Genomic DNA, 23291 nt, shown 5'->3' on the forward strand with positions numbered 1-23291 from the left:
TTTTTGCTCGTTAAGTACAGAACCGAATTAATATGAAAAGATTATTATTGGTATTTTCTATCATCATGTCAGCGGCTATAATATTGCCGGAAACTGTTGATGCTCAAATTTTTGGAGGAAAAAATAAAAGAAGAAGAGGTGGCAAAAAGATAGGCTCATTTTCAGGTTCTAAAAGACTTTTCAATCCTGAAATCTCATATTTTTCCATTGGAGGTGGTATTAATGCCTTGAATTATTTTGGTGATATAGCGCCTAGGCCAACGGTCTTAAGTACCGATGTTTCTTTTACAAGACCGGGTATTAATCTTTTTGTAAAGCAAAAGTTTGGAGATAGATATAGCTGGAAAGCAAATTTCATGTGGGGTAGATTACAGGCCTCAGACACTGAAACTATTGGCGTAGATAATTTTACCAACGAAAATGCAAATAGATATTTAAGAAACTTGGGTTTCAGAAATGATATATTTGAGCTTTCAGCTACGGCTCAAATTGACTTATTTAAACATGGTGGAAGGTTCTCCTCTAGACCCCCATTAAATATTTATGCATTTTTTGGCGCAGGACTGGTATATCATAACCCCAAGGGACTCGTTCCAGATTTTATGACCACCGATGCATTCTTGGCACCAAATCCAGAAGATTTTCAAGGAGGCCAAACACCTCGATATTTTCCTTTAGAGCAAGCTGGAGAATGGGTTAATCTCCGAGATTTAGGAACGGAAGGTCAATTCTTAGATGCAGAAACAAGAAGTCAATACCAAGATTTGTACGGGAAAGAACTTCCTACTCCTTATAGCAGATTGCAACTTGTGATTCCTGTAGGAATTGGCGCCAGGTATAAATTAACGAATAATTTAGATATATCTTTAGAAGTCGGTTATCGACATACTTTCACTGACTATTTAGATGATGTTAGTGGAGAGTATATAGATTTGTCAGCCTTTGGTGATCCAAGAGAAAACCCGGATGTAGCTTTAGCAATGGCAATGTCAGATTTATCAAACCAGTTTGATGCCACTACCTTTAATGAAAATATATTACCAGTGCTTTATTCCCAAAGAATTAATACTTACAATACGGCCTTGAATCCCGATTTCACTTGGAGGAGGGCTGCAGGATATGGAAAGGCGGGAGGTATTGGTAATGATGATGTGAGAAGGAATAATAGGGGTAATCAAAGTGATAATGACATTTATATTTCAACTAATATATCTATCACATACATTTTAGGCGGTGGGCTCGTTAGAGGAGCAAAGTTTAGATAATTTATGTTGAAGTCTTCTTTCAGAAAAGCAACTTGCTATAGCGTTTTTATATTCATTTTTTGTCTTATTGCAAAAGATGCAATGTCACAATCCAAAGAATTTGGAGGAGGGATAGCTAGCTTTAATTACACTGGAGACTTAATTCGTACTTACTCTGTACAAAACCAATCTATAGGAGTTAATTTATTTTATGCGAGGAATTTTCAGGAAGGTTGGGCAGGTAAATTAAATTTTGTTGCGGGAAGAATTAAAGGAAGTGAAACCCCCATTGATCCACAAGCTGCAGTCCGTAATGCTTCATTTCGAGATTTTATCACCGAAATTTCAGGACAAGCTACTTACGAATTTCTAGATTTCAGAAATAATAGAGCACTGGTGAAATTCACACCATACATAACGGCTGGTGCCGGTTTTTTCCTCATCAATAGAGTAGAAAAAAATGCTGATTATAGCGACATTCAATTGATGTTGCCTTTTGGGGGTGGTCTTAAATATAGCTTAGGTCCATTATGGACATTGAATTTCGAATTTTCTGCCAGAAAATTATTCTATGATTACTTAGATAACATATCTGTTCAAGAAATAACAGATAAGAGAAATTCTGATTTTCAATTTGGAGATTGGAATGACAATGATTGGTATTATTATACAGGCCTTTCTATTAGTTATACTTTCTGGGCTGTAGATTGCCCCGTACCCTTACAAAAATAAAGAGTAGAATTTTCTTACAAGTTTATTAATAACAATGATTTTTGTACCTTGCGCCATTATTTCGAGCAGTTGATTGCAGATGGAAAAAAATTTGGATAAAAACAATTTACCAAAACATGTAGCCGTTATAATGGACGGCAATGGGAGATGGGCTAAGAAGCAAGGAGCCGCCAGAGTTTTTGGTCATAAAAATGCCATAAAGTCTGTCCGTGACACTGTTGAGGGATGTGCCGAATTGGGTATTTCTCATTTAAGTTTGTATGCCTTTTCAACTGAAAACTGGGGTAGACCCAAAATTGAAGTAGATGCTTTAATGCAATTACTAGTAGCTACGATTAAATCAGAGATGAAAACCCTGATGGAAAATGATGTTAGATTAACTTCCATTGGAGATATCGAAAAATTGCCTGGTAAGTGTTATAAAGAATTGCAAACTGCCAAGGAGGAAACGGCAAATAATAAGGGCTTAAATTTAATCTTAGCATTGAATTATAGCGGGAAATGGGATATTACTCAAGCTTGTAGAAAAGCAATTTATGAAAGTGAGCATAAAGGGTTCAAGAATGAGGATTTGACAGACTTAAAATTCGAGAGTTATTTGTCAACAGCAGGTATTCCGGATCCCGAACTATTGATTAGGACCAGCGGAGAGTTTAGAATAAGTAATTTTATGCTCTGGCAACTGGCATATTCAGAAATTTATATTACGGAGGTTCTTTGGCCTGATTTTAGAAAGGAACATTTGCACGAAGCATTATTAAATTACCAATCTCGAGAGAGAAGATTTGGAAAAGTATTAAGTGAATGAAACGACAATTATTATTATTAATTGGTATTCTTATAAGCGCAAATACATTACTAGCGCAAGTTAACCCAGCAATGGACTACAGTAAGCCTCGTAAATATGAGGTAGTAGAAGTGGTAGCCACTGGTTTGGAGTATTTAGATGAGGGGGCGGTGATTGCTATAACCGGAATTTCAAAGGGTGACCGAATTGATATTCCAGGGGATGATATCTCTTTTGCCATTAAGAAGTTGTGGAGACAAGGGCTTTTTGCTGATATTACTGTACGCTACGAAGTGGTTGATGAAGGCAAGATTAAATTAGTTCTCGATCTAGAGGAGCTTCCTCGATTGACTAGATTCACTTTTGAGGGTATAAAAAAAGCCAAGGTGTCAGAAGTTTCTGATGAGTTGAGTTTAGTTAAAGGTAGAATTTTGACAGATGCATCAGTTAAAAACGCAGAACTTAATATCGTAAAATTTTATAAAGGGAAAGGATTTTTGAATGTTGAGGTTACTTCCCGGCAAAAGCCAGATAATTTGGTTGGCAATGGGGTAGAGTTGATCTTCAAAGTAGATAAAAAGAATAAAGTTAAAGTCAAGGATATCTATTTTGTGGGGAATGAGGCTTTCGGTGACAGACGACTGAAAGGACGACTCAAAAATACAAACGAAAAATTACGTTTTACCTTATTCGAAGATCTTGTCAGCAGAGCTTTACATTCCAAGCCAAAAGATTGGTTCCAATTTATGACTCAACAAGATTCTGTTGGCATCAGTCAAGCGCTAGATTATTTTGGAGAACATGTAAATGTGAATTTCTTCAAATCCTCTAAACTAGTTAAAGCAGATTACGAAGAGGATAAAAATACATTAATCGACTTTTATAATAGTAAAGGCTATAGAGATGCAGAAATTTCATATGATAGCATCTTTAAGGACGGCAATAATATAGCCATTGAAATAGGAATAGATGAAGGTAAAAAGTATTACTTCAGGGATATTAATTGGACTGGAAATTTTAAGTATAGCGATAAAGTATTAAGTGCTGTTCTTAATATTAATAAAGGTGATATCTATAATCTTGAGAAAATCAACAGAAAATTGAACTATGATCCTACGGGTAATGATATCAGCTCAATTTATATGGATAATGGTTACTTGTTCTTTAATGTCACACCAGTAGAGGTGAATGTTGAGCAAGATTCTATTGATTTAGAGTTGAGGGTTTATGAAGGCGCCCAAGCCACAATCAATAAAGTAACCATCAATGGAAACACAAGGACCAATGATCATGTTGTATTAAGAGAACTTAGGACCATCCCTGGTGAGAAGTTCAGTAGAGAGAAACTAATTAGAACACAAAGGGAATTATCGCAATTAGGATATTTCAACCCAGAAACAGTTAATCCAACTCCTATACCTAACCCTAATGATGGGACGGTTGATATCAACTGGGATTTGGAAGAAGTGTCAAATGACCAAATCCAATTATCAGGTGGTTGGGGTGGTTTTATAGGTTTCGTAGGAAGCCTAGGAGTAACCTTTAATAATTTCTCCCTCAGCAACTTTTTAGATTTTGGTAATTGGGATCCATTGCCAGTTGGAGATGGACAAATCCTATCTTTACAGTTTCAAGCTAATGGTAGACAATTTCAGAGTTATAATTTCTCCTTCACTGAGCCATGGTTAGGTGGCAAAAAACCAAACGCACTGACGATTGGAGGAAGTTACTCATATCAAGGAGATTTTGTCAATTTCCGCGATCCTAGATCAGGGATTTCTGGCTCATTCAGAATTTTCAGAGGATTTGCGAGTTTGTCTAGAAGACTAAAATGGCCTGATAACTATTTTACTTTAGCTAATTCATTAGAATATTCAAGATACACATTGAATAATTCAAATAGATTAGGGTTTCAATTGGGTTGTACCACCTGCGAAGCTAATAATATAAGTGTGAAAACCACCATTGCTCGAAATAGTGTTGATAATCCAATTTACCCTAGAAAAGGATCGAATGTAAGCTTGGCAGTTTCACTTACTCCGCCCTATAGTTTATTGAATAATAAGAATTATGACGAGCTTTCATTCGAAGAAAGTATTAATTTCCTAGAGTTTAATAAATGGATGTTTGATGCTTCCTTCTTTAATCAGATTGTTGGTGATTTAGTTATCAATACAAGAGCTAATTTTGGTATCATTTCTAGTTATGGAGATAAAGTGGGAGTTGGACCATTTGAAAGATTTATATTGGGAGGTTCTGGCTTAGCAGGGCAAGGTTTCATTTTAGGAAGTGATATCATTGCTCTGAGAGGATACGAGGATAATTCGCTTCGACCTACTGAGTTTGTGAGAAGTTTTGAAAATGGGGCCGCAACTAGCCGACAAATCAGTGGAGGAACGATCTACAACAAATTTGTTATGGAGTTGAGATATCCTATTTCTCTTAACCCATCAGCCACTATTTTTGTATTGGGCTTTGGAGAGGCAGGAAACACTTGGACCGACTTTAGTCAATACAATCCTTACGATCTAAAACGTTCTGCTGGTGTTGGTGCAAGGATTTTTATGCCTGCCTTTGGTACTATCGGTATCGATTGGGGTTATGGGTTTGACAACGCTCCTGGAACAAATAGAGCAAGCGGAGGGCAAATACACTTTACAATTGGTAATCAACAAAGATAAATTGGTATGAGATTTGTTAAAGTCCTAATAACAATTGTAATTTTAAGCCTGAGTTCGCAAATGGCGAGCGCACAGAAATTTGGCTATGTAGATTCTAAGTTCATTTTGAGTAAGATGCCAGAGTATAATGAGGCAAAACAAGAAATTGATGCACTTACTTCCGCATGGCAAAATGAAATCAAACAGATGCGTAAGGAGATAGAATCCAGATATGCAGAATTGAAAGCAGAGGAGGTATTGCTAACGAAGGAATTAAAGGAAGAGCGATTGGCTGGTATTGAAGAGAAGGAGAAAGAGGTTGAAGAGTACCAAAATAAAGTGTTCGGATTTAATGGTTTACTTTTTTTAAAGAAGAAGGAATTAATTAAACCTGTACAGGATAAGGTTTTTGATGCCGTAGAAATAGTTGCCAAAAAAGAAAGATTACAAATAGTATTCGATAAAGCGGGTGAGCTTATCATGATATATACTGATCCTATTCATGATTATACAGATTTAGTTCTAGAAGAATTAGGATTGTTAGACGAAAACGATTTAAACAAAAATTAATAAAAGTAAAAATAGACAGATGAAAAAGGGATTAATATTAATTTTAGCTTTGGGCTTATTTTATACAGCAAGTGCCCAAGAGACAAAAATAGGATTTACAAATGCTGATTATGTTTTAAGCTTAATGCCTGAATCAAAAGAAGTACAATCTCAAGTAGAGGCTTACGAAAAACAATTTTCAAATTCTATTCAGCAAAAGTACCAGGATTTTCAAGCTCAAGTTGCAGAATATCAGCAAAATGCACCTACCATGACTGAACAGGTTAGAGCTGAAAAAGAGCAGGAATTGCAAGGTTTACAACAATCATTGCAAAAATTCCAGCAAGATGCGGAGCAATCAATTGCACGTAAGCAGCAAGAGCTTTATCAGCCGTTATATGAGAAAATTCAAAATGCTATTGATAAAGTAGCAGAAGAGAATGGGTATACTCATGTACTAAGAGCTGAGGCTTTGTTATATATATCTGATGAAGAATCAGGTGATATCTCTAAAATGGTATTAAATAAATTAGGCGTTGAAGCTCCAGATGCTTCCGCAACTGACAATTGATAAATTCTTGAAAATACTATTTCAATTTCAATTGAAATATAATGATATTGGCCCTGAAGAAATTCAGGGCTTTTTTTTGTCCTAAACTATAATTTAATATGAACAATCTACCACCATTTCTGAAAAAAGGCGATTTGATCTTAGTATTAAGTCCGTCAGGGGTGGTTGATAAGGATTTAGTGATAGATGGAATCGCAATCCTTAAAGACGCGGGTTATAAAGTAGAAGTTTCTCCCAATACCTTTAATGCTCATTTTAAATTTGGCGCAACTCACCAGCAAAGGATTTCAGATTTACAATTCGCCTTAGACCACAAAGAAGCAAAAGCCATTTATTGTGCTCGAGGTGGCTTCGGAATTACTCACATAATTGATGCTTTGGATTGGACTCAGTTTAAAAGAAATCCTAAATGGGTTATAGGTTTTAGTGATATAACCGCACTTTTACATGCCGCATTTCAAAATGGATTTTGCTCTTTACATGCTAGTGTTCTTCAAGGATTACCAAAACTTTCAGGAGACTATAAGAGCAAATTGATTGAATCTTTATCTGGTAATATTAGCACCATAAAAGCTACTAGCACTTTTAATAAAGGAGGAACAGCAGAAGGGCAATTAATAGGAGGGAACTTATCCTTGTTGGTTCATCAAATTGGAACCCAAACGGAATTAGATTATGATGGTAAAATTCTTTTTATAGAAGAAGTAGCCGAGCCACTATATAATATTGACCGTATGTTATTGCAATTAAAAAGAGCTGGTAAATTGAAAGACTTAGCGGGATTGGTAGTGGGGCAATTTACTAATCTTACAGAAGATCAATCTATTTATGGACAATCTGTTGAGGAAATCATTTTGGCTCATTGTGAGGATTATGATTTTCCTATTGGCTTCAATTTTCCATTTGGGCACGGGATGGAGAATGTGGCTTTGGTGCATGGGGTTGAGGTAGAATTGTTACTAGAGGACGATGTAGCTGAGTTGAAATATTTGCTTTAAACTATTTTAATCAACGTACATCTGTTTCCATAAAAATCTCAAACCCCTTTTTAGGTAAAATTGGCCCCTGAAATGGATAGAAAAATGCACTGCCTCCCCAAAGTCAGGCACTATTTGGAGGCGGTGCAGTTTTAGGTATGCTTTTTTTGCGCATGCTTTACATAATTTAACATTAGCCTCTATGAATTTAATGATGAGATACATCAATATAGGTCTTTTCATTAGCTTGATTTCTAAATGGAAATAAGAAATTCCGATCATTTAGCCAAACAAAAAACCAGCTAACAACCCAATCAAGACCACATAAGGAGCTGGAATCTTCGTAAAAAGCAAGATGGCTAGCGTTCCAATTATCAAACTAAAATTTAATAAGTTTGCTTGTACAGGTTCAAATAGTAGGAATATGGCAGCTACCACCATTCCTGAACTGACCGCAGTAATCCCTTCCAAAGAGGCTTTAATAATTCTAAATTTTTTCAGTTGATCCCAGAACCTAATGAGGAAAATCATCATTAAAGTGCCAGGAACGAATATTCCTACTGCTGCTAAAAAGCCACCTAGTATCTCACCCCAAACGCCATATTCTCGCATGGAAAGTGCGCCTATATAACTGGCAAATGAGAAAGTTGGACCGGGAATGGCTTGCGCTATGGCAAATCCGCTCAAAAATTCTGATGAAGAGAGATAATCCTTAAAATCTACAAATTCAGTATAAAGAAAAGGAATCAATACCTGTCCGCCTCCAAAAATCAAACTTCCGTTCCTGTAGAAGTTTTCCAAAAGCCTGATGGGCAATGATTGCGTAAAAAGTCCAATTACTGCGATAAGTACCAATACACTAATCCAAATAATAAGTGCCGTCCATCTGATCTTAATTTTTTCTTTCTCTTCTATCGGCTGTGACTTGTATTTGAAGGCCGTAATAAAACCACCCACTAAAATCAAGACTGGAAATAAATAAGGAGAATTAATCCAAACGGATATTGCTGCTGATATCACAAGCAAAATAACACTCGTTTTGGAGCGAATCACTTTTTTGACAATCCGATAGGCTGCAGCTGCTACAAAGCCCACTGCAATGGGCTGGACGAAAGTCAAGAAGTGAGTGGATAACTGATTTTCATCTATATTGGACATGATAATTCCAAAAGCTGTCATCAGTGCAACTCCAGGAATTACCCAGACAAATAAAGTTAAAAAAGCAAAAGGTGCACCACCTATTTTTGTCGCCAAACCCGTCAAAATTTGAGTGGATGAAGGCCCTGGCAACATTTGGCACAAGGCATTCATTTCTATCAGTTCTTTTTCTGTCAGGTACCCTCTTTTATAAACCAGGTGGTCTAAAAAGAACGCAAAATGAGCAGTAGCACCTCCAAATGTGGTGAGAGACAGGATAAAAATATCCTTCAAATAGATCAGGTATCTGATATTCCTAACCACTCACTATTTTTTCAACAAGCCAATTTCTGCTAGTCTTTCAGCTAAAAATGCTCCTGCTGTCATATCATCATACTGTTTTGGATTCTCCTTGTCTACACAGCTATCCAAACAGCTGAGATCCATAGATGATTTGGGATGCATAAAAAATGGAATACTGTATCTTGATTTTTTCATCTGGTCTTTAGGTGGATTCACTACCCTGTGGATAGTGGATTTCAGTTTATCGTTGGTCAATCTCGCCAACATATCGCCCACATTTACCACCAATTGATTGGGCAAAGCCGTAATTGGAATCCATTCGCCATCTCTTCTTAACACTTGCAATCCATCTGCACTGGCGCCCATCAGAAGAGTAATTAAATTAATATCTCCATGTTGAGCGGCTCTAACTGCATCTGCAGGTAAATCTTCGGGATTTTCGATAGGAGGATAATGTATAGCACGTAAAATGCTATTCCCATAAGTCACTTCAGAATCAAAATAGTTTTCATTCAAACCTAAGTAAAGCGCTATGGCTCTTAGCATTTCGAATCCAGTCTTTTCTAGGTTTTGATACGCCTCTTTAGCTAAGCTTGCTAATTCAGGAACTTCTGAGGGCCATAAATTATCAGGATATTCTTTTTTCAACTCATGATTATCAGGTACAAATTGACCTACCTGATAAAATTCCTTTAAATCTGGTACTTTATGTCCTTTAGCTTGCTCTTTCCCTTTGCTAGTATAGCCTCTTTGCCCAGCTAACTCCTCTTTTTCGTATGCTTTTTTCTGTTCAGTGGGTAAGCTAAAGAAATTTTCAACTGCTTTATACAGTTTTTGGCTAAGGTCATCACTTAAATAATGGCCTTTAATAGCTACAAAGCCAATAGTATTATAAGCTTCTCCTAATTCTTTAACGAATTGCTTTTTTGTTTCATCAGTTCCTTTGGTGAAATCCTCTAGGTTTAAAGAAGGAATTTCGTCATATAATTTTTTGCTCATAACAGTATCGGGTTTAATCGTGTTGATAGTGTAACATATTCACACTACCTTAGTACACTTTAGTAAAGTAAATTAAATCAAAAAACATAAAACCATGAAAAAAGCCACTATAAGATTTAGTATTTTATTTGCTATGGCGGCAATTTTTGCTTGTAGCACAGGAAATAAAGAAGAAAAATCCGAAAACGAAGATAAATCGACTGAAGAAAAAGTACAAGAATCAGTTTCTTCTATCAGTTTGACACCCGTTGAATCACCGCAGTTTGATGATTCTATGTTAGAGATGTTAAGCCCAATGGAAAACGAAACCAATATTGAGGCAGGCCCGGTTAAGTTCTCGTATAATGTGAAAAATTATGAACTAGCAACTCAAACAATTGATGCAGATGTTAAGAATTGTGCTAATTCGCCAAAAGGTCAACATATCCATTTGATTTTAAATAATCAGCCTTACTCAGCTCATTATGAAGCCGAATTCACGAAAGACTTGGAGGAAGGTCATTATGTAGCCTTATCATTCTTGTCTCGTTCTTATCATGAAAGTGTAAAGAGCTATGGTGCGGCAAATATTCGTCAGTTTACTGTAGGAAAAGAACCTAGTGGTCAGGAATTAGCCGATTTATCAGATCCGCACATGTTTTATAGTCGTCCGAAAGGAACCTATTCTGGTAAGGATGCTAAAAAAGTATTGCTGGATTTTTACCTATTAAATACCGAGCTTTCTGAGGAAGGAAATAAAGTAAGAGCCATCATCAACGGTGAAGAATTTATGCTTGATAATTGGCAACCGTATTTTATAGAGGGTGCTGAAATGGGAGAAATGAAAATCAAATTAGAGTTATTAGATGCAGATGGAAAACTAATTCCTAGTCCTTTCAATCCGGTTGAAAGAACGGTTACTTTAGAAGAAGGAGATGCTTCATAAGTCTAATTCAATTAGAATATAAGCCCGCAAGTTTTTCAAAAAGCTTGCGGGTTTTTTTATGTCCAACAGGAAAGTATCTTAAAACTTTTATCTATTGTCCATTTATTTATTAGCACATCATTAGCTAATTACTTAATTTTATCGCTGAATTGGGGAATACATTTTTATTCCAATAGTAGAAAAAATATTAAAATAGTATACAAATGAACTATCCGGTAAGTGAACGCATCATGAATATGTCTGAATCTGCTACTTTGGCTATGGCGGCTAAGGCTAGGGAGTTGAAATCTCAAGGGATTGACATCATCAGTCTAAGTTTGGGAGAGCCAGACTTTAAAACGCCTAAACATATTCAGGAAGCAGCTAAAAGGGCAATTGATAGTGAAAAGTATTTTGCTTACCCACCGGTTTCCGGATACCAAGATTTACGTGAGGCCATTGCTAAAAAACTGGAGAAGGAAAATGGAATTCCAAGTTCAGCTGATCAAATTGTAGTTTCAAATGGTGCAAAGCAGTCTATAGCTAACTTAATGTTATCCATGTTAAATCCTGGGGATGAAGTTATAGTTTTCGCTCCATTCTGGGTCAGTTATGCAGAATTGGTGAAATTAGCCGGAGCAGTTCCGGTTTACGTAACTGGCACATTGGAAAATGATTTCAAACCTACTGCAGAGCAATTAAAAGGTGCTATAACGGACAAAACAAAAGCTGTCCTATATTCATCTCCTTGTAATCCTACAGGGAGTGTGTTTTCTAAAGAAGAATTAGAAAAATTGGCGATGGTGCTCAGGCAATATGATGACATAGTGGTCATGTCGGATGAAATTTATGAACATATTAACTTTGGAAATGAAGGGCATATAAGCATGGCTTCTTTGCCAGGCATGGCGGAGAGAACTATTACGATCAATGGTTTTTCTAAAGGATTTGCCATGACAGGTTGGAGAGTGGGGTACATATCGGCTCCTTTGACAATCGCAAAAGCAGCAACAAAAATCCAAGGGCAGATTACCTCTGGAAATTCTTCTATAGCTCAAAGAGCTGCATTAGCAGCCATTACGGAAGATTTAAAACCAACTTTCGAGATGACCAAGACCTATCATAAGCGTAGGGATATGATGCTCGACTTATTGAAAGAGATGCCCGGTGTGGTGACAAATGTTCCAACAGGAGCCTTTTATATTTTCCCTGACATTAGCAGTTTCTTTGGGAAGTCGGACGGTGAAACAAAAGTGACCAATGCGGATGATTTAGCCATCTATATATTGAAAAAGGCCAATGTTTCTGTAGTGACTGGAACCGCATTTGGTGCGCCTAATTGTATTAGGATTTCTTATGCGGCTTCTGATGATGAATTGAAAGAAGCCATGCAGCGTTTGAAAAAAGTATTGGCAGAACTCAAATAATTAAATCTATTTTATCAAAACCTGTCATGTTTAAAATTGTAAAAGAGATCAATATTGGATCGTATTGATGATATAGTACAGGACAAAGCTGACTGGTTTCATTATCAAATAATCTTGGTAAGGGTGAAATAATCTACTACATAATTTTTATAAATGGCTGTTCAAAACATTCCTGAGCTTTTTAGAGCATTTCAAAAACTGAAAGTTTTAGTCATTGGTGACGTGATGATTGATGCTTATATCTGGGGTAGTGTTTCAAGGATTTCTCCTGAAGCGCCTGTTCCGGTTGTTAATGTGAAGCATCGTGAGAAGAGAATGGGTGGAGCTGCCAATGTAGCCCTTAATCTGCAGTCATTAGGTGCGGAACCAATTTTATGTGCGGTTTTAGGAAATGATGAAGAAGCGATTATTTTTGAAGGATTATTAGAGAAAAGGAAGATTACCGATAAAGGAATCATTAAAAGCCAAGACCGAATTACAACAATTAAAGAACGGGTGCTTTCTGGTTCGCAACATTTGTTGAGGGTTGATTCCGAGAGCCTGCATCCTTTAAACGAGTCCGAAGAAAGTCTTTTGCAACAGAAAATATCTGATTTAATCCCGGAAGTGGATGTCATTATTTTTGAAGATTACGATAAAGGCACCATTACACCCAATATAATTAAACATACAGTCACACAGGCAAAACTCGCAGGAAAGCCTATTGTTGTTGATCCTAAAAAGAACAATTTCTTTGCTTATAAAGGGGTAGATTTATTTAAACCAAATTTGAAGGAATTAAAAGAAGGCATGAATGTGAATTTTGATCACACAGATCAACAGAACTTAAAAACTCAAACTCAACTCCTTCGGGAACGATTGTCTTCAAAGATGGTGATGACCACCTTATCAGAAAAAGGGGTTTACATTCAATCGGAGCAGGAAGATTATTTAATTCCTGCCTACAAAAGAAGTATTTCAGATGTTTCGGGAGCAGGAGATACTGTTATTAGCATTGCAGCCCTTTGCATGGCACTAAACTTAAAAGCTGATTTTGTAGCGACTTTGTCCAACTTAGGAGGAGGAATTGTATGCGAAGAATTAGGAGTAGTCCCAATTGATGCCAAAAAGTTGGAAGTAGAAGCAATAAAGCATAATTTACAGTTATAAATTTCGGCAGTAAACTCAAAGGCCAAGCGTTTCTTACAGAATGAAATTATCAAAACTCAAAAATGCTTTTGCAGAATGGCTTAATAATATGCTCTATAGCAGTAGAAGCCAGGTGTTGAATACACTTATTTCCCTAAAAGCTTTTATTTGGTTGACAGCCACTATTCTGTTGCTATATGTGTTTGGTTTTGAAACAGAAAAGGGTGAATTGGAGCAAGTATTTTTGGGCTTGGACGTTGTTCTAATTATATATTTTAGCACTTTTCTCATTCGCTTGCTGTATGAATTTAGGCGGACAGAATTCCTTAAAAATAATAAATTAGAAACCTTTTTAGTATTGATTATTATTATCAATACAATTAGTAATCATTTTCTTGACAATAAAATAATTGGTTTTTTCATTGAGAGCTTCGAGTTTAAAAGTTATGAAGATGCTTATTTAGCCTTAATCACCTTCTTTTTTATTATTCTCATTATTTATGAGCTAATCAATGCATCGGATATATTTTCACGACTGAAAGCAAGTCCAGCCAATTCTTTCATTGTTAGCTTCATGATACTTATTCTGTTTGGAACTGGAATGTTGATGCTTCCTGCCATGACCAATCAAGAGGGCTCCATGAAGTTTATGGATGCATTATTTACTTCAGTGAGTGCGTGCTGTGTTACAGGATTAATAGTTGTGGACACAGCCACTTTTTTTACCATCAAGGGTCAAATCGTGATTATGATTTTAGTACAGATTGGAGCGCTTGGGATTATTTCTTTTGCGTCATTTTTTGCTAATATAATGAAAAGTGGAGTAGGGATAAAGCAGCAGTTATTTTTACAGGATTATTTAATAAGCGAATCGCTGTTTTCAGCTAAAGGCTTACTAAGAAAAATTATTTTTATCACGCTCTTGCTAGAATTAATCACTTTTGTTTTGATTTATTTTACTTGGGGAGATGAAGTGGTCTTTACTTCACAAGCTCAAAAATTATTCTTTACAGCTTTTCATGCGGTCAGCGCTTTTTGTAATGCTGGTTTTAGTCTTTTTACAAATGGTTTAGCTGAGCATGGAGTCGCTACTAGTTATATTCTTCATATTGTTGTAGCTATTTCCATGATTTTCGGGACAATTGGATTTTCTACGATTCAAGATATCTTTAGTCTTAAAAGATTAAGGGACCGCTATCAAAACCCATGGAAAGATTGGACATTAAGCACCAAAGTAGCCGTTTACACGACCGCATTCCTGATAGTATTTGGGATGCTGGTATTTTATTTACTGGAAAGAGATTACATTCTTTCTGATAAAAACTTTATGGAAGCTACAATTTCTAGCTTTTTTCAATCCGTAACCAGAACTGCGGGCTTCAACACAGTGGATATTGGCGCATTACGTACGCCAACTCTAATTTTACTGGCATTTTTGATGTTTATTGGTGCATCTTCAGGCTCAGTAGGAGGAGGAATTAAAACCTCTACCTTTTATTTGATTCTCGTTTCTGTATTTGCAACTATTAGGGGGCGGTTAAAAATAGAAATCGATAAAAGATTTATTCCGAAAGAGTTACTTTTTAAAGCTTTATCGATCTTTTTCTTTGCTGCATCCATTAATTTGATTGGCGTATTTGTATTGACATTAACGGAAAGCAATTTTTCTTTTGTTCAGATTATTTTTGAGCAGGTTTCCGCCTTTGGAACGGTTGGGTTGAGCACGGGGATTACGTCCGAATTGTCAACAGCGGGCAGAGTGGTCATAATCCTTTCCATGTTTGTAGGAAGAGTTGGAACGCTTACTTTCGCATTTGCTCTGAGTAGTAGACAGATTTCTCAAAATTATAAATATCCGAAAGCACATTTAATGGTAGGTTGAGATCAGAGGTATAAATAACTAAATGAATATAAGTAGAATTAAAAATACAATTATTGAATTGCTAAATAATGCAATTTATAAGAGCAAAAAACCTGTACTAACTACGGTTCGCTCTGTTAAAGTATTTTTATGGATTGCTGCTTGTGTAATTTTACTGTACGAATTTGGGTATGATGTCAGTAGTGATGAATTGAAACAAGTATTTTTAGCCTTAGATATCATCTTGTTGTTTTATTTTTTGAGTTTCATCATTCGATGGCTGTATTCGTTTAGAAGATTGGAGTTTTTGCAGTCCCACAAATTAGAATTTTTACTGGTCATCATAATTTTGATAAACTCTATTAGTTATTATGCTTTTGACAATAGGATTGTACATTTTTTACAGGATTTCTTTGAATTCAATAGTTATGCGGATGCCTATCAAACGCTATTAGCCTTTTATTTTATAGTATTAATTTCCTACGAAGGCGTAAAGGCGAGCGTGATTTTGTCTCAATTAAAAACCAAGCCTGCTAGAACCTTTATCATTAGTTTTATCATCTTAATCTTTTTTGGAACTGGCGTTTTAATGTTTCCTGAAATGTCAGTAAAGCATGAAACCATGTCTTTTATGGACGCTTTATTCACTGCTGTTAGTGCAAGTTGTGTAACGGGTTTAATTGTAGTAGATACTGCTACCTATTTTTCTTTGAAAGGGCAATTTGTCATTATGATTTTAATGCAGTTTGGAGGCTTGGGCATTATTACCTTTGCTTCCTTTTTAGCGTCTTTACTAAAGACTGGAGTAGGGATCAAGCAGCAATTAATGCTCCAAGATTTCCTCGAGAGTGATTCTTTATTTTCTGCTAAGGGTTTATTGAGCAAAATCTTTTTCATAACTTTTTTAGTGGAGTTCATTGCCTTTATATTGATCTTCTTCTCATGGGGTCATGATGTTCATTTTAACACAGTGGGGCAGAAAGTATTCTTTTCAGCCTTTCATTCTGTAAGTGCATTTTGTAATGCAGGTTTTAGCTTGTTTACTAATGGACTATTTGAACAAGGCGTAGCCACTAGTTATATATTACATATCATAATAGCCATTACTTTGATTTTAGGGGGTATTGGTTTCTCATCTCTACAAGATCTATTTTCTGTAACAAATCTTAGAGAAAGATTTAAAAGTCCATGGAAAGAATGGAAATTGAGCACCAAAATAGCCGTATATACCTCTATGGTGTTACTTTTTACTGGAATGATAGCCTTTTATTTTATAGAAAGGAATAACACTTTGGCAGATATGAATTTTATGGAAGCCATGATTACAAGCTTTTTTCAATCTGCAACAGCCAGGACTGCAGGCTTTAATACCGTGGACTTTAGTGCGTTGAAAATCCCGGCCTTGGTTCTTATATCTTTCTTAATGTTCGTTGGTGCTTCTTCTGGTTCAGTTGGTGGAGGGATCAAAACCTCAACTTTTTATTTATTGATAAAATCAGTAATAGCTACTTTGAATAATAGGGCTAAAATTGAAATTGATAAAAAATTTATACCTAAGGAGTTGTTATACAAAGCGTTGTCAGTTTTTTTCTTTGCGGCTACCATGAATTTGGTTGCTATTTTCGCTTTGACTATTACGGATGGAGATATTAGTTTAGAGCGGTTAATTTTTGAGCAGGTTTCAGCTTTTGGTACTGTGGGATTAAGCACAGGAATCACAGCTGATTTATCACTTGGTGGAAGAATTATCATTATTCTATCGATGTTTATAGGTAGGGTAGGTACCTTGACCTTTGCATTAGCACTCAGCAACAGGGCTACAACCACTACTCATAAATATCCGAAGGCGCATTTGATGGTGGGTTAAATTCGCAGCGTTCTATCCAACCTATCTTCTTTAATCAGGGTCTATTCTGTGGAAATTTTGCGCTTAAATTTTTGAATATGAAATACATAATTGTCAGTTTTCTTATTGCCGCAATGGGCTTTTGTAACCCCAAATGTGATGAAAGTACTCTCACTGATGCCTTCACCTTTCCTGAGAATATGAGTGATTTTATTCCGTACGACAATGAAGATAAATTTACACTTGTGCATAATTCAGGAACAGAAATCCAATTTGAGGTGTATAGGAATTCCACTGTTGAAACAGACGGTTGCGATCATTGCTGCGATTATTATACCTACGAAAGAGAACAAATGTTTATAGTTGCTGATTATCCTTTTTATGATATTGAATCTAATATTTATGCTAGGGAGGAAAATACTTTTAATTACGGGATCGCAATTGGTCGGGAGTACTTCTCATTAAATGAGGATATGGAGATGGTTGATTCTGTGAAAATCAATAATCAGTATTTTTACGATGTGCTTAAATTAAAAAGTAATAGTTATAGTGAGGAATATGAAAGTGAGATTGATAGTCTCTACTATAATTATTCTTCAGGAATCCTAAAAATTATTCAGGAAAATGGAGACACTTACGAAATCCAGTAGATCATTTTTATTGCTTTTTTTATTAGCACTGATTTCATGTAATGGAGCTATAATTTATGAAGAAATAGATCTACAAGCTGAAACGGAGGCTTGGATTGTACAGGAAAAGCGAAATCATAGCTTTACAATGAAAGATCAAAATGGTATAAGTACTAATTGGGTTCTAACAGAAGAAGATAATTATTACAGCGAATCGAGTGGTTCTTTTTTATTGATCCCAACTCATAGGACTATGAGGGAAATGCATTATCAACAATTTAGAAGCACCGTATTAGGTGATTTTAGTATTAATGCCGATGCAGGCTTTTCTGATACTAATCCTTGGGTTTCCTTTAACATGCCTAGTTTATCTTTTCGCTTTGATGCGGTGACATACAAACCCAACAGTTTATACATATATTCCAATAGTGGAGAGTCGTTGTCTTGGAATGACTATGAAGAAAAAGAACTTCCATTCGAGTTTCAAATCATGACTGACTATGAGTTAAATGGACAACTATTTAAAGAGGAAGTTGCAGTTTTTGAAATTACTGCAAGAACTGGGTTTTTGGAGCCAAATACCATTGTGAAGTTTTCTTATTCAAAAGAAATAGGACTTATTTTTTTAGAGTTAAAAAGCGGTATAAAATATTTGAGAAATTAATTTAAAAGTGCCATTCTGGCATAAGAAATTCTTTGGTGTTATTTTCGCTTAAAGGAGCACATGGCAAGGATTGAATTTTATAAATATCAGGGAACAGGTAATGATTTTGTGATGGTGGATAACCGCTTTCAAAAGGTAAATAGTAAAGACAAAACGATGGCTCAAAAACTGTGTGATCGTAAATTTGGTGTGGGTTCCGATGGTCTGATATTAATTGAAAATCATGATGATTATGATTTTGAAATGATATTTTTTAACCCAGATGGCTCGCAAAGCATGTGTGGGAATGGAAGTAGGTGTGCGGTCAAATTTGCTCAATTCTTGGGGATTATTGGCAATCAAACCACCTTTTTATCTACAGATGGGGTACACGAAGCCTCTATTGATGGGGATATTGTTCGTTTAAGCATGAAGGATGTCCCACAAACTAAAATCAATACTTTTCCTGAGCATTTTACGATAAATACGGGTTCACCGCATTATGTTATTTTTGCCAGTAACATAAAAGACAAAAATGTAAAAGAAGAAGGTGCTTCCATTCGTTATAGTGAGGAATTTGCCAAAGAAGGCATCAACGTAAACTTTGTTGAGAAACTGTCTAAGGATCAAATTTCAGTAAGAACGTATGAAAGGGGAGTAGAAAATGAAACCTTGTCGTGCGGCACAGGTGTTACGGCTTGTGCAATTGCACATGTTTTGCATGGTGGAATTTCTCCAGTCAAAATTGAAACCTTAGGAGGGCAATTGAGTGTTGATTTTGAGTTGATAGACGGGAATGCAAAAAATATCTGGCTGACCGGGCCGGCAAAGAATGTTTTTAAAGGGCAAATCGAGCTTTAAAAATTAAAATAAATCATAAAAAAGCGTGTAAATTAGCACATATTTTAAATTATTACAGCAAAAAAGTATGCTTGACTTTATAGCCAAAGGACTGACAAAAGTTTTCGGAACGAAATCTGACAGAGATATAAAAGAAGTACTCCCAATTGTGGAGCAAATCAATGAGGAATTTGCCAAATTAAAAAGTTTATCGCACGATGAACTAAGGGCTAAAACCACCGATGTTTTAGAGAGAATCAATCAATACCTGAAGGATATTGATGACGAAATAGCTGCTCTCCATGCTAAGGTGGACGAAAATCCTGATATGGATTTACACACAAAGGAAGACTTGTTTAATGAAATTGATGCTTTAGAGGAGAAAAGAAACGAAAAGTTAGAGGAAATACTCTTGGAAGTGTTACCTGAGACTTTTGCGATCGTTAAAGATACAGCTCGTAGATTTATGGAAAACGAGCAGTTGGAAGTAACGGCCAATATGTTCGATAAAGAAATGTCCGGCAAAGCCGAACATGTTAATCTAAGTGGTGATAAAGCCATTTGGAATAATACTTGGAAAGCGGCTGGAAACGATACGACCTGGAATATGATGCATTACGATGTGCAATTAATTGGCGGGATCGTTTTGCATAAAGGTAAAATTGCCGAAATGGCTACGGGTGAAGGTAAAACTTTGGTCGCTACCTTGCCAGCTTTCTTAAATGCGCTAGCTAAAAGGGGAGTGCATATTGTAACAGTAAATGATTACTTAGCAAAGCGGGATTCAGAATGGATGGCACCTATTTTCCAATTCCACGGAATCTCTTGTGATTGCATTGATAAATTTAAGCCGAATTCTGAAGAAAGAAGAAAGGCTTATCAGTCCGATATAGTTTATGGAACCAATAATGAATTTGGTTTTGATTACTTGCGTGACAATATGACGCGCGAAACTAAGGAATTGGTTCAGGGCAAGCATCATTTTGCTATGATTGATGAGGTCGATTCTGTTCTAATTGATGAAGCAAGGACCCCATTGATTATTTCTGGTCCCGTGCCAAAAGGCGATGTACACGAATTCGATTCTTTAAAACCAAGAATTGAAAAGTTAGTGCAAGAACAAAGAAAACTAACAGCTGACTTCTTACTAGAAGCAAAGAAGCTAATCAAAGAAGGAAAAGAAGATGAAGGTGGACTAGCGCTGTTCAGAGCATACCGAGGCTTACCAAAACACAAACCATTAATAAAATTCCTGAGTGAGCAGGGTATGCGTCAGATCTTGCAAAAAACAGAGAATATTTATTTGGCAGATAATTCCAAATTAATGCCAGAGGCAGATGAGCCTTTATTGTTCACCATTGAAGAGAAAAACAATAATATAGACCTTACTGAAAAAGGTATTGATCTGATCACTAGGGATGATGAAGATGCCAGTTTCTTCATTCTACCGGATATAGGCGTAGAGATTTCTGAATTAGAAAAAGATGAGTCTTTAGCTGATGAAGAAATATTGGAGAAAAAGGATGAGTTGATTAAAGACTATGCAGTAAAAGCTGAACGTATTCACTCGGTGAATCAGTTATTAAAAGCATACACACTTTTCGAGAAAGACACTGAATACATTCTGGTAGATGGAAAAGTAAAAATTGTGGATGAGCAAACCGGTCGTGTGATGGAGGGAAGAAGATATTCTGATGGTCTTCATCAAGCGATAGAAGCCAAAGAAAATGTCAAGGTTGAGGATGCTACGCAGACTTATGCTACCATTACTTTACAGAATTACTTCAGAATGTACCATAAGTTAGCGGGTATGACCGGTACTGCAGAAACGGAAGCTGGTGAATTCTGGGATATCTACAAACTAGATGTGGTGGTTATCCCAACTAATAAAGATATTGTTAGAGATGATCGCCAAGATAAGGTTTATAAAACGGTCCGTGAAAAATTCAATGCAGTTGCAGCAGAAATTGAAGAAATGAGTAAGGAAGGAAGACCTGTACTTGTAGGTACTACCTCCGTTGAAATTTCAGAGATTTTGAGTCGTATGTTGAACATGCGTAAAATAAAACATCAAGTATTGAACGCCAAGCAACATGCTAGAGAGGCAGATGTAGTGGCGGAAGCGGGTAAGCCAGGTACTGTGACTATCGCTACCAATATGGCGGGTCGTGGTACGGATATTAAATTGGCAAAAGAATCGAAGGAAGCAGGAGGATTGGCTATAATCGGTACGGAAAGACATGAATCAAGAAGAGTAGATAGACAGTTGAGAGGTCGTGCGGGCCGTCAAGGTGACCCGGGTTCTTCGCAATTCTTTGTTTCTTTGGAAGATAACTTAATGAGGATGTTTGGATCTGATAGGATCGCTAAACTCATGGATAGAATGGGATTGGAAGAAGGAGAAGTTATTCAGCATTCTATGATTTCTAAATCGATAGAAAGAGCACAGAAGAAAGTGGAGGAAAATAACTTTGGTACTCGTAAGCGATTATTGGAGTACGATGATGTCATGAATTCTCAGCGTGAAGTGATCTACAAGAGAAGGAAAAATGCACTTTATGGCGAAAGATTGCAGTTGGATATTATGAATATGTTGTATGATACTTGCGAAGATATAGTTAACAATTCAAAAGCTATGGATGCTTTTGATGATTTCAGATTGAGTATCTTAAGTACTTTCGGAATTGATTTTGAAATTAGCAAAGAGGATTATGAATCATTGAAGCCAAACGAACTTACGGAGAAACTGTATAATCATGTTTATACTGCCTATAAAGCAAAGAATGATAAAATAAAAGAGAAGGCTTTTCCAATTTTAAAAGACATTTCGAAAACAAAAGGGGCTACCGTCAAAGAAATTATGGTTCCTTTTACCGATGGGAAAAAGCAAATTGGGGTCGTTACTGATTTACAAAGAAATTTAGATACAGAAGGGCAGGAACTCATACTTTCTATGGAAAAAATTTCCACTTTAGCCATCATTGATGAGAATTGGAAAGAGCACTTGAGGGAAATGGATGATTTAAAGCAGTCTGTGCAGAATGCTGTTTATGAGCAAAAAGATCCTTTATTGATTTATAAATTTGAGGGCTTTGAATTGTTCAAGAGGTTTATTGGTAAATTAAATGAAGATACCAGCTCATTTATGATGAAATTGGATTTGCCAGTGCAGGACAGCTCTCAAGTGCAGGCTGCAGCGCAAAGAAAGCAGCAGCAGAATTATAAAGAAAGTAAAGAGGAGTCAGGTTCTGTATTAAGCGGAGGTCAAAATAAAAACAGACCACCGGTCGAAAAGCAGATGCCGGCAAAATCTGAAAAAGTTGTGGGAAGAAATGACCGAGTAACTGTTCAATATCAGGATGGAAGCGTGAAAAAAGACGTGAAATTCAAAACAGTGGAAGAAGATGTTAAAAGTAATAAATGTGTTTTATTAGATGAATAAATTTGGATTCGGCATAGCGTTTTTATTACTAGGTTTTTTTATAGTGGGTTGTATTACCTCTCAACCCACTTCAACAGCTAGTAAATCTTATAGTGAAGACTTAAGCCAGTATCGTCCAACAGTGGATACTGCCTTTGAGATGGAAAGTGAAAAGAGTAGTTTCAGAAGTACCAGTGAGAATTTCGAAGCTAATGCGGACGTCACGGCCCTTTTGGACAAAAAGCTTGATACCTTAGCTGAAAATAATAAGGAAATTCGCTACGTAAATGGCTATGCCATACAGATTTATAGTGGTAGTAGTAGCGCAGAGGCTTATGAAGCACGGGATACCGCAAGGGTTGTATTGCCTGAAATCAGGACCGATGTAGAATATAAACAGCCGATCTATAAAGTTAGAGTAGGCAGATTTACAGAAAGATTAGAGGTGCAGAGAACTTTGCTGAAGTTGAAGCCAAAATTTCCTGATGCTATTTCGGTTCCGCAACGGATTTATATTAATTAGATTTTTTAAACCTGACAGGTTTAGCTTTGTTGCCATAGAACAGAAAGGTCGCCAGAGGCGGTAGTAATTTCTACTAGGTAGACGCTAGCGGAAGGAAATTTCTTCTATTG

At 36.3% G+C, this 23291-nt stretch carries 19 protein-coding genes; 17 read left to right on the plus strand and 2 right to left on the minus strand.

The window, feature by feature from the left end; all coding sequences use genetic code 11:
• The first annotated feature begins 32 nt into the window (after positions 1-32).
• The 7 genes from AAC601_RS18140 to AAC601_RS18170 all read left to right on the plus strand — a co-directional run bounded on the left by AAC601_RS18140 (position 33) and on the right by AAC601_RS18170 (position 7541).
• Positions 33-1265, plus strand: a complete 1233-nt coding sequence (locus AAC601_RS18140) for a DUF6089 family protein (protein ID WP_340154047.1) — start codon at positions 33-35, stop codon at positions 1263-1265.
• A 3-nt stretch (positions 1266-1268) separates the two neighbouring features.
• Entirely contained in the window at positions 1269-1976 is a 708-nt protein-coding gene (locus AAC601_RS18145; protein ID WP_303271705.1) for a DUF6089 family protein, read from the plus strand.
• Between the two features lie 79 nt (positions 1977-2055).
• Positions 2056-2784, plus strand: coding sequence for an isoprenyl transferase (locus AAC601_RS18150; protein ID WP_303271706.1), 729 nt, complete (start codon positions 2056-2058; stop codon positions 2782-2784).
• Complete coding sequence (locus tag AAC601_RS18155; RefSeq protein ID WP_303271707.1) at positions 2781-5444, plus strand: POTRA domain-containing protein; 2664 nt, start codon at positions 2781-2783, stop codon at positions 5442-5444. Before AAC601_RS18150 ends, AAC601_RS18155 begins: the two co-directional genes overlap by 4 nt.
• A gap of 60 nt (positions 5445-5504) precedes the next feature.
• Positions 5505-5993 carry an OmpH family outer membrane protein gene (locus tag AAC601_RS18160; protein WP_303271708.1) on the plus strand — a complete coding sequence of 163 codons (489 nt, stop codon included), beginning with the start codon at positions 5505-5507 and terminating at the stop codon, positions 5991-5993.
• 19 nt (positions 5994-6012) lie between these two features.
• Positions 6013-6543: an OmpH family outer membrane protein gene (locus AAC601_RS18165; RefSeq protein ID WP_303271709.1), complete on the plus strand. Its 531-nt coding sequence runs from the start codon at positions 6013-6015 to the stop codon at positions 6541-6543.
• A 98-nt stretch (positions 6544-6641) separates the two neighbouring features.
• The gene (locus AAC601_RS18170) at positions 6642-7541 is read left to right on the plus strand and encodes an LD-carboxypeptidase (protein ID WP_340154048.1); all 900 of its coding nucleotides are present in this window, start codon (positions 6642-6644) and stop codon (positions 7539-7541) included.
• Positions 7542-7802: 261 nt separating this feature from the next.
• Here AAC601_RS18170 and chrA read toward each other — a convergent pair whose 3' ends face one another.
• Together chrA and AAC601_RS18180 are read right to left on the minus strand one after the other, a co-directional pair.
• Complete coding sequence (gene chrA / locus AAC601_RS18175; protein ID WP_340154049.1) at positions 7803-8981, minus strand: chromate efflux transporter; 1179 nt, start codon at positions 8979-8981, stop codon at positions 7803-7805.
• 3 nt (positions 8982-8984) lie between these two features.
• Positions 8985-9959 (minus strand): 2-oxoglutarate and iron-dependent oxygenase domain-containing protein, encoded by a 975-nt coding sequence (locus tag AAC601_RS18180; protein WP_340154050.1) that lies wholly within the window; start codon positions 9957-9959, stop codon positions 8985-8987.
• Between the two features lie 94 nt (positions 9960-10053).
• On the opposite strand from AAC601_RS18180, the gene AAC601_RS18185 reads away from it, so the two are divergent.
• The 10 genes from AAC601_RS18185 (at position 10054) to AAC601_RS18230 (ending at position 23181) form a co-directional block, all read left to right on the plus strand.
• Positions 10054-10884, plus strand: a complete 831-nt coding sequence (locus tag AAC601_RS18185) for a phosphopeptide-binding protein (protein ID WP_340154051.1) — start codon at positions 10054-10056, stop codon at positions 10882-10884.
• A gap of 203 nt (positions 10885-11087) precedes the next feature.
• Entirely contained in the window at positions 11088-12290 is a 1203-nt protein-coding gene (locus AAC601_RS18190; RefSeq protein WP_303271714.1) for a pyridoxal phosphate-dependent aminotransferase, read from the plus strand.
• Positions 12291-12443: 153 nt separating this feature from the next.
• Complete coding sequence (locus tag AAC601_RS18195; RefSeq protein ID WP_303271715.1) at positions 12444-13439, plus strand: bifunctional ADP-heptose synthase; 996 nt, start codon at positions 12444-12446, stop codon at positions 13437-13439.
• Between the two features lie 40 nt (positions 13440-13479).
• Positions 13480-15300, plus strand: coding sequence for a potassium transporter TrkG (locus AAC601_RS18200; RefSeq protein WP_303271716.1), 1821 nt, complete (start codon positions 13480-13482; stop codon positions 15298-15300).
• 22 nt (positions 15301-15322) lie between these two features.
• A complete protein-coding gene (locus AAC601_RS18205) occupies positions 15323-17146 on the plus strand; it encodes a potassium transporter TrkG (RefSeq protein ID WP_303271717.1) in 1824 nt (607 codons plus the stop codon).
• A 77-nt stretch (positions 17147-17223) separates the two neighbouring features.
• The gene (locus tag AAC601_RS18210) at positions 17224-17775 is read left to right on the plus strand and encodes a hypothetical protein (RefSeq protein WP_303271718.1); all 552 of its coding nucleotides are present in this window, start codon (positions 17224-17226) and stop codon (positions 17773-17775) included.
• Positions 17750-18418, plus strand: a complete 669-nt coding sequence (locus tag AAC601_RS18215) for a hypothetical protein (protein WP_303271719.1) — start codon at positions 17750-17752, stop codon at positions 18416-18418. Before AAC601_RS18210 ends, AAC601_RS18215 begins: the two co-directional genes overlap by 26 nt.
• 60 nt (positions 18419-18478) lie before the next feature.
• Positions 18479-19258, plus strand: a complete 780-nt coding sequence (dapF, locus tag AAC601_RS18220) for a diaminopimelate epimerase (RefSeq protein WP_303271720.1) — start codon at positions 18479-18481, stop codon at positions 19256-19258.
• Between the two features lie 67 nt (positions 19259-19325).
• Positions 19326-22679, plus strand: a complete 3354-nt coding sequence (gene secA, locus AAC601_RS18225) for a preprotein translocase subunit SecA (protein WP_303271721.1) — start codon at positions 19326-19328, stop codon at positions 22677-22679.
• On the plus strand, positions 22672-23181 hold the full coding sequence (locus tag AAC601_RS18230; protein WP_303271722.1) for an SPOR domain-containing protein: 510 nt from the start codon (positions 22672-22674) through the stop codon (positions 23179-23181). Before secA ends, AAC601_RS18230 begins: the two co-directional genes overlap by 8 nt.
• Positions 23182-23291: the final 110 nt, after the last annotated feature.

It is taken from the genome of uncultured Marivirga sp. (assembly GCF_963974845.1).
Lineage (GTDB): Bacteria > Bacteroidota > Bacteroidia > Cytophagales > Cyclobacteriaceae > Marivirga > Marivirga harenae.

Excerpts from the sequence above, each read along its gene's own strand:
- AAC601_RS18140 (WP_340154047.1), top strand. The coding sequence starts at position 33 with ATGAAAAGATTATTATTGGTATTTTCTATCATCATGTCAGCGGCTATA.
- AAC601_RS18145 (WP_303271705.1), top strand. The coding sequence starts at position 1,269 with ATGTTGAAGTCTTCTTTCAGAAAAGCAACTTGCTATAGCGTTTTTATA.
- AAC601_RS18150 (WP_303271706.1), top strand. The coding sequence starts at position 2,056 with ATGGAAAAAAATTTGGATAAAAACAATTTACCAAAACATGTAGCCGTT.
- AAC601_RS18155 (WP_303271707.1), top strand. The coding sequence starts at position 2,781 with ATGAAACGACAATTATTATTATTAATTGGTATTCTTATAAGCGCAAAT.
- AAC601_RS18160 (WP_303271708.1), top strand. The coding sequence starts at position 5,505 with ATGGCGAGCGCACAGAAATTTGGCTATGTAGATTCTAAGTTCATTTTG.
- AAC601_RS18165 (WP_303271709.1), top strand. The coding sequence starts at position 6,013 with ATGAAAAAGGGATTAATATTAATTTTAGCTTTGGGCTTATTTTATACA.
- AAC601_RS18170 (WP_340154048.1), top strand. The coding sequence starts at position 6,642 with ATGAACAATCTACCACCATTTCTGAAAAAAGGCGATTTGATCTTAGTA.
- AAC601_RS18180 (WP_340154050.1), bottom strand. The coding sequence starts at position 9,959 with ATGAGCAAAAAATTATATGACGAAATTCCTTCTTTAAACCTAGAGGAT.
- AAC601_RS18185 (WP_340154051.1), top strand. The coding sequence starts at position 10,054 with ATGAAAAAAGCCACTATAAGATTTAGTATTTTATTTGCTATGGCGGCA.
- AAC601_RS18190 (WP_303271714.1), top strand. The coding sequence starts at position 11,088 with ATGAACTATCCGGTAAGTGAACGCATCATGAATATGTCTGAATCTGCT.
- AAC601_RS18195 (WP_303271715.1), top strand. The coding sequence starts at position 12,444 with ATGGCTGTTCAAAACATTCCTGAGCTTTTTAGAGCATTTCAAAAACTG.
- AAC601_RS18200 (WP_303271716.1), top strand. The coding sequence starts at position 13,480 with ATGAAATTATCAAAACTCAAAAATGCTTTTGCAGAATGGCTTAATAAT.
- AAC601_RS18205 (WP_303271717.1), top strand. The coding sequence starts at position 15,323 with ATGAATATAAGTAGAATTAAAAATACAATTATTGAATTGCTAAATAAT.
- AAC601_RS18210 (WP_303271718.1), top strand. The coding sequence starts at position 17,224 with ATGAAATACATAATTGTCAGTTTTCTTATTGCCGCAATGGGCTTTTGT.
- AAC601_RS18215 (WP_303271719.1), top strand. The coding sequence starts at position 17,750 with ATGGAGACACTTACGAAATCCAGTAGATCATTTTTATTGCTTTTTTTA.
- dapF (WP_303271720.1), top strand. The coding sequence starts at position 18,479 with ATGGCAAGGATTGAATTTTATAAATATCAGGGAACAGGTAATGATTTT.
- secA (WP_303271721.1), top strand. The coding sequence starts at position 19,326 with ATGCTTGACTTTATAGCCAAAGGACTGACAAAAGTTTTCGGAACGAAA.
- AAC601_RS18230 (WP_303271722.1), top strand. The coding sequence starts at position 22,672 with ATGAATAAATTTGGATTCGGCATAGCGTTTTTATTACTAGGTTTTTTT.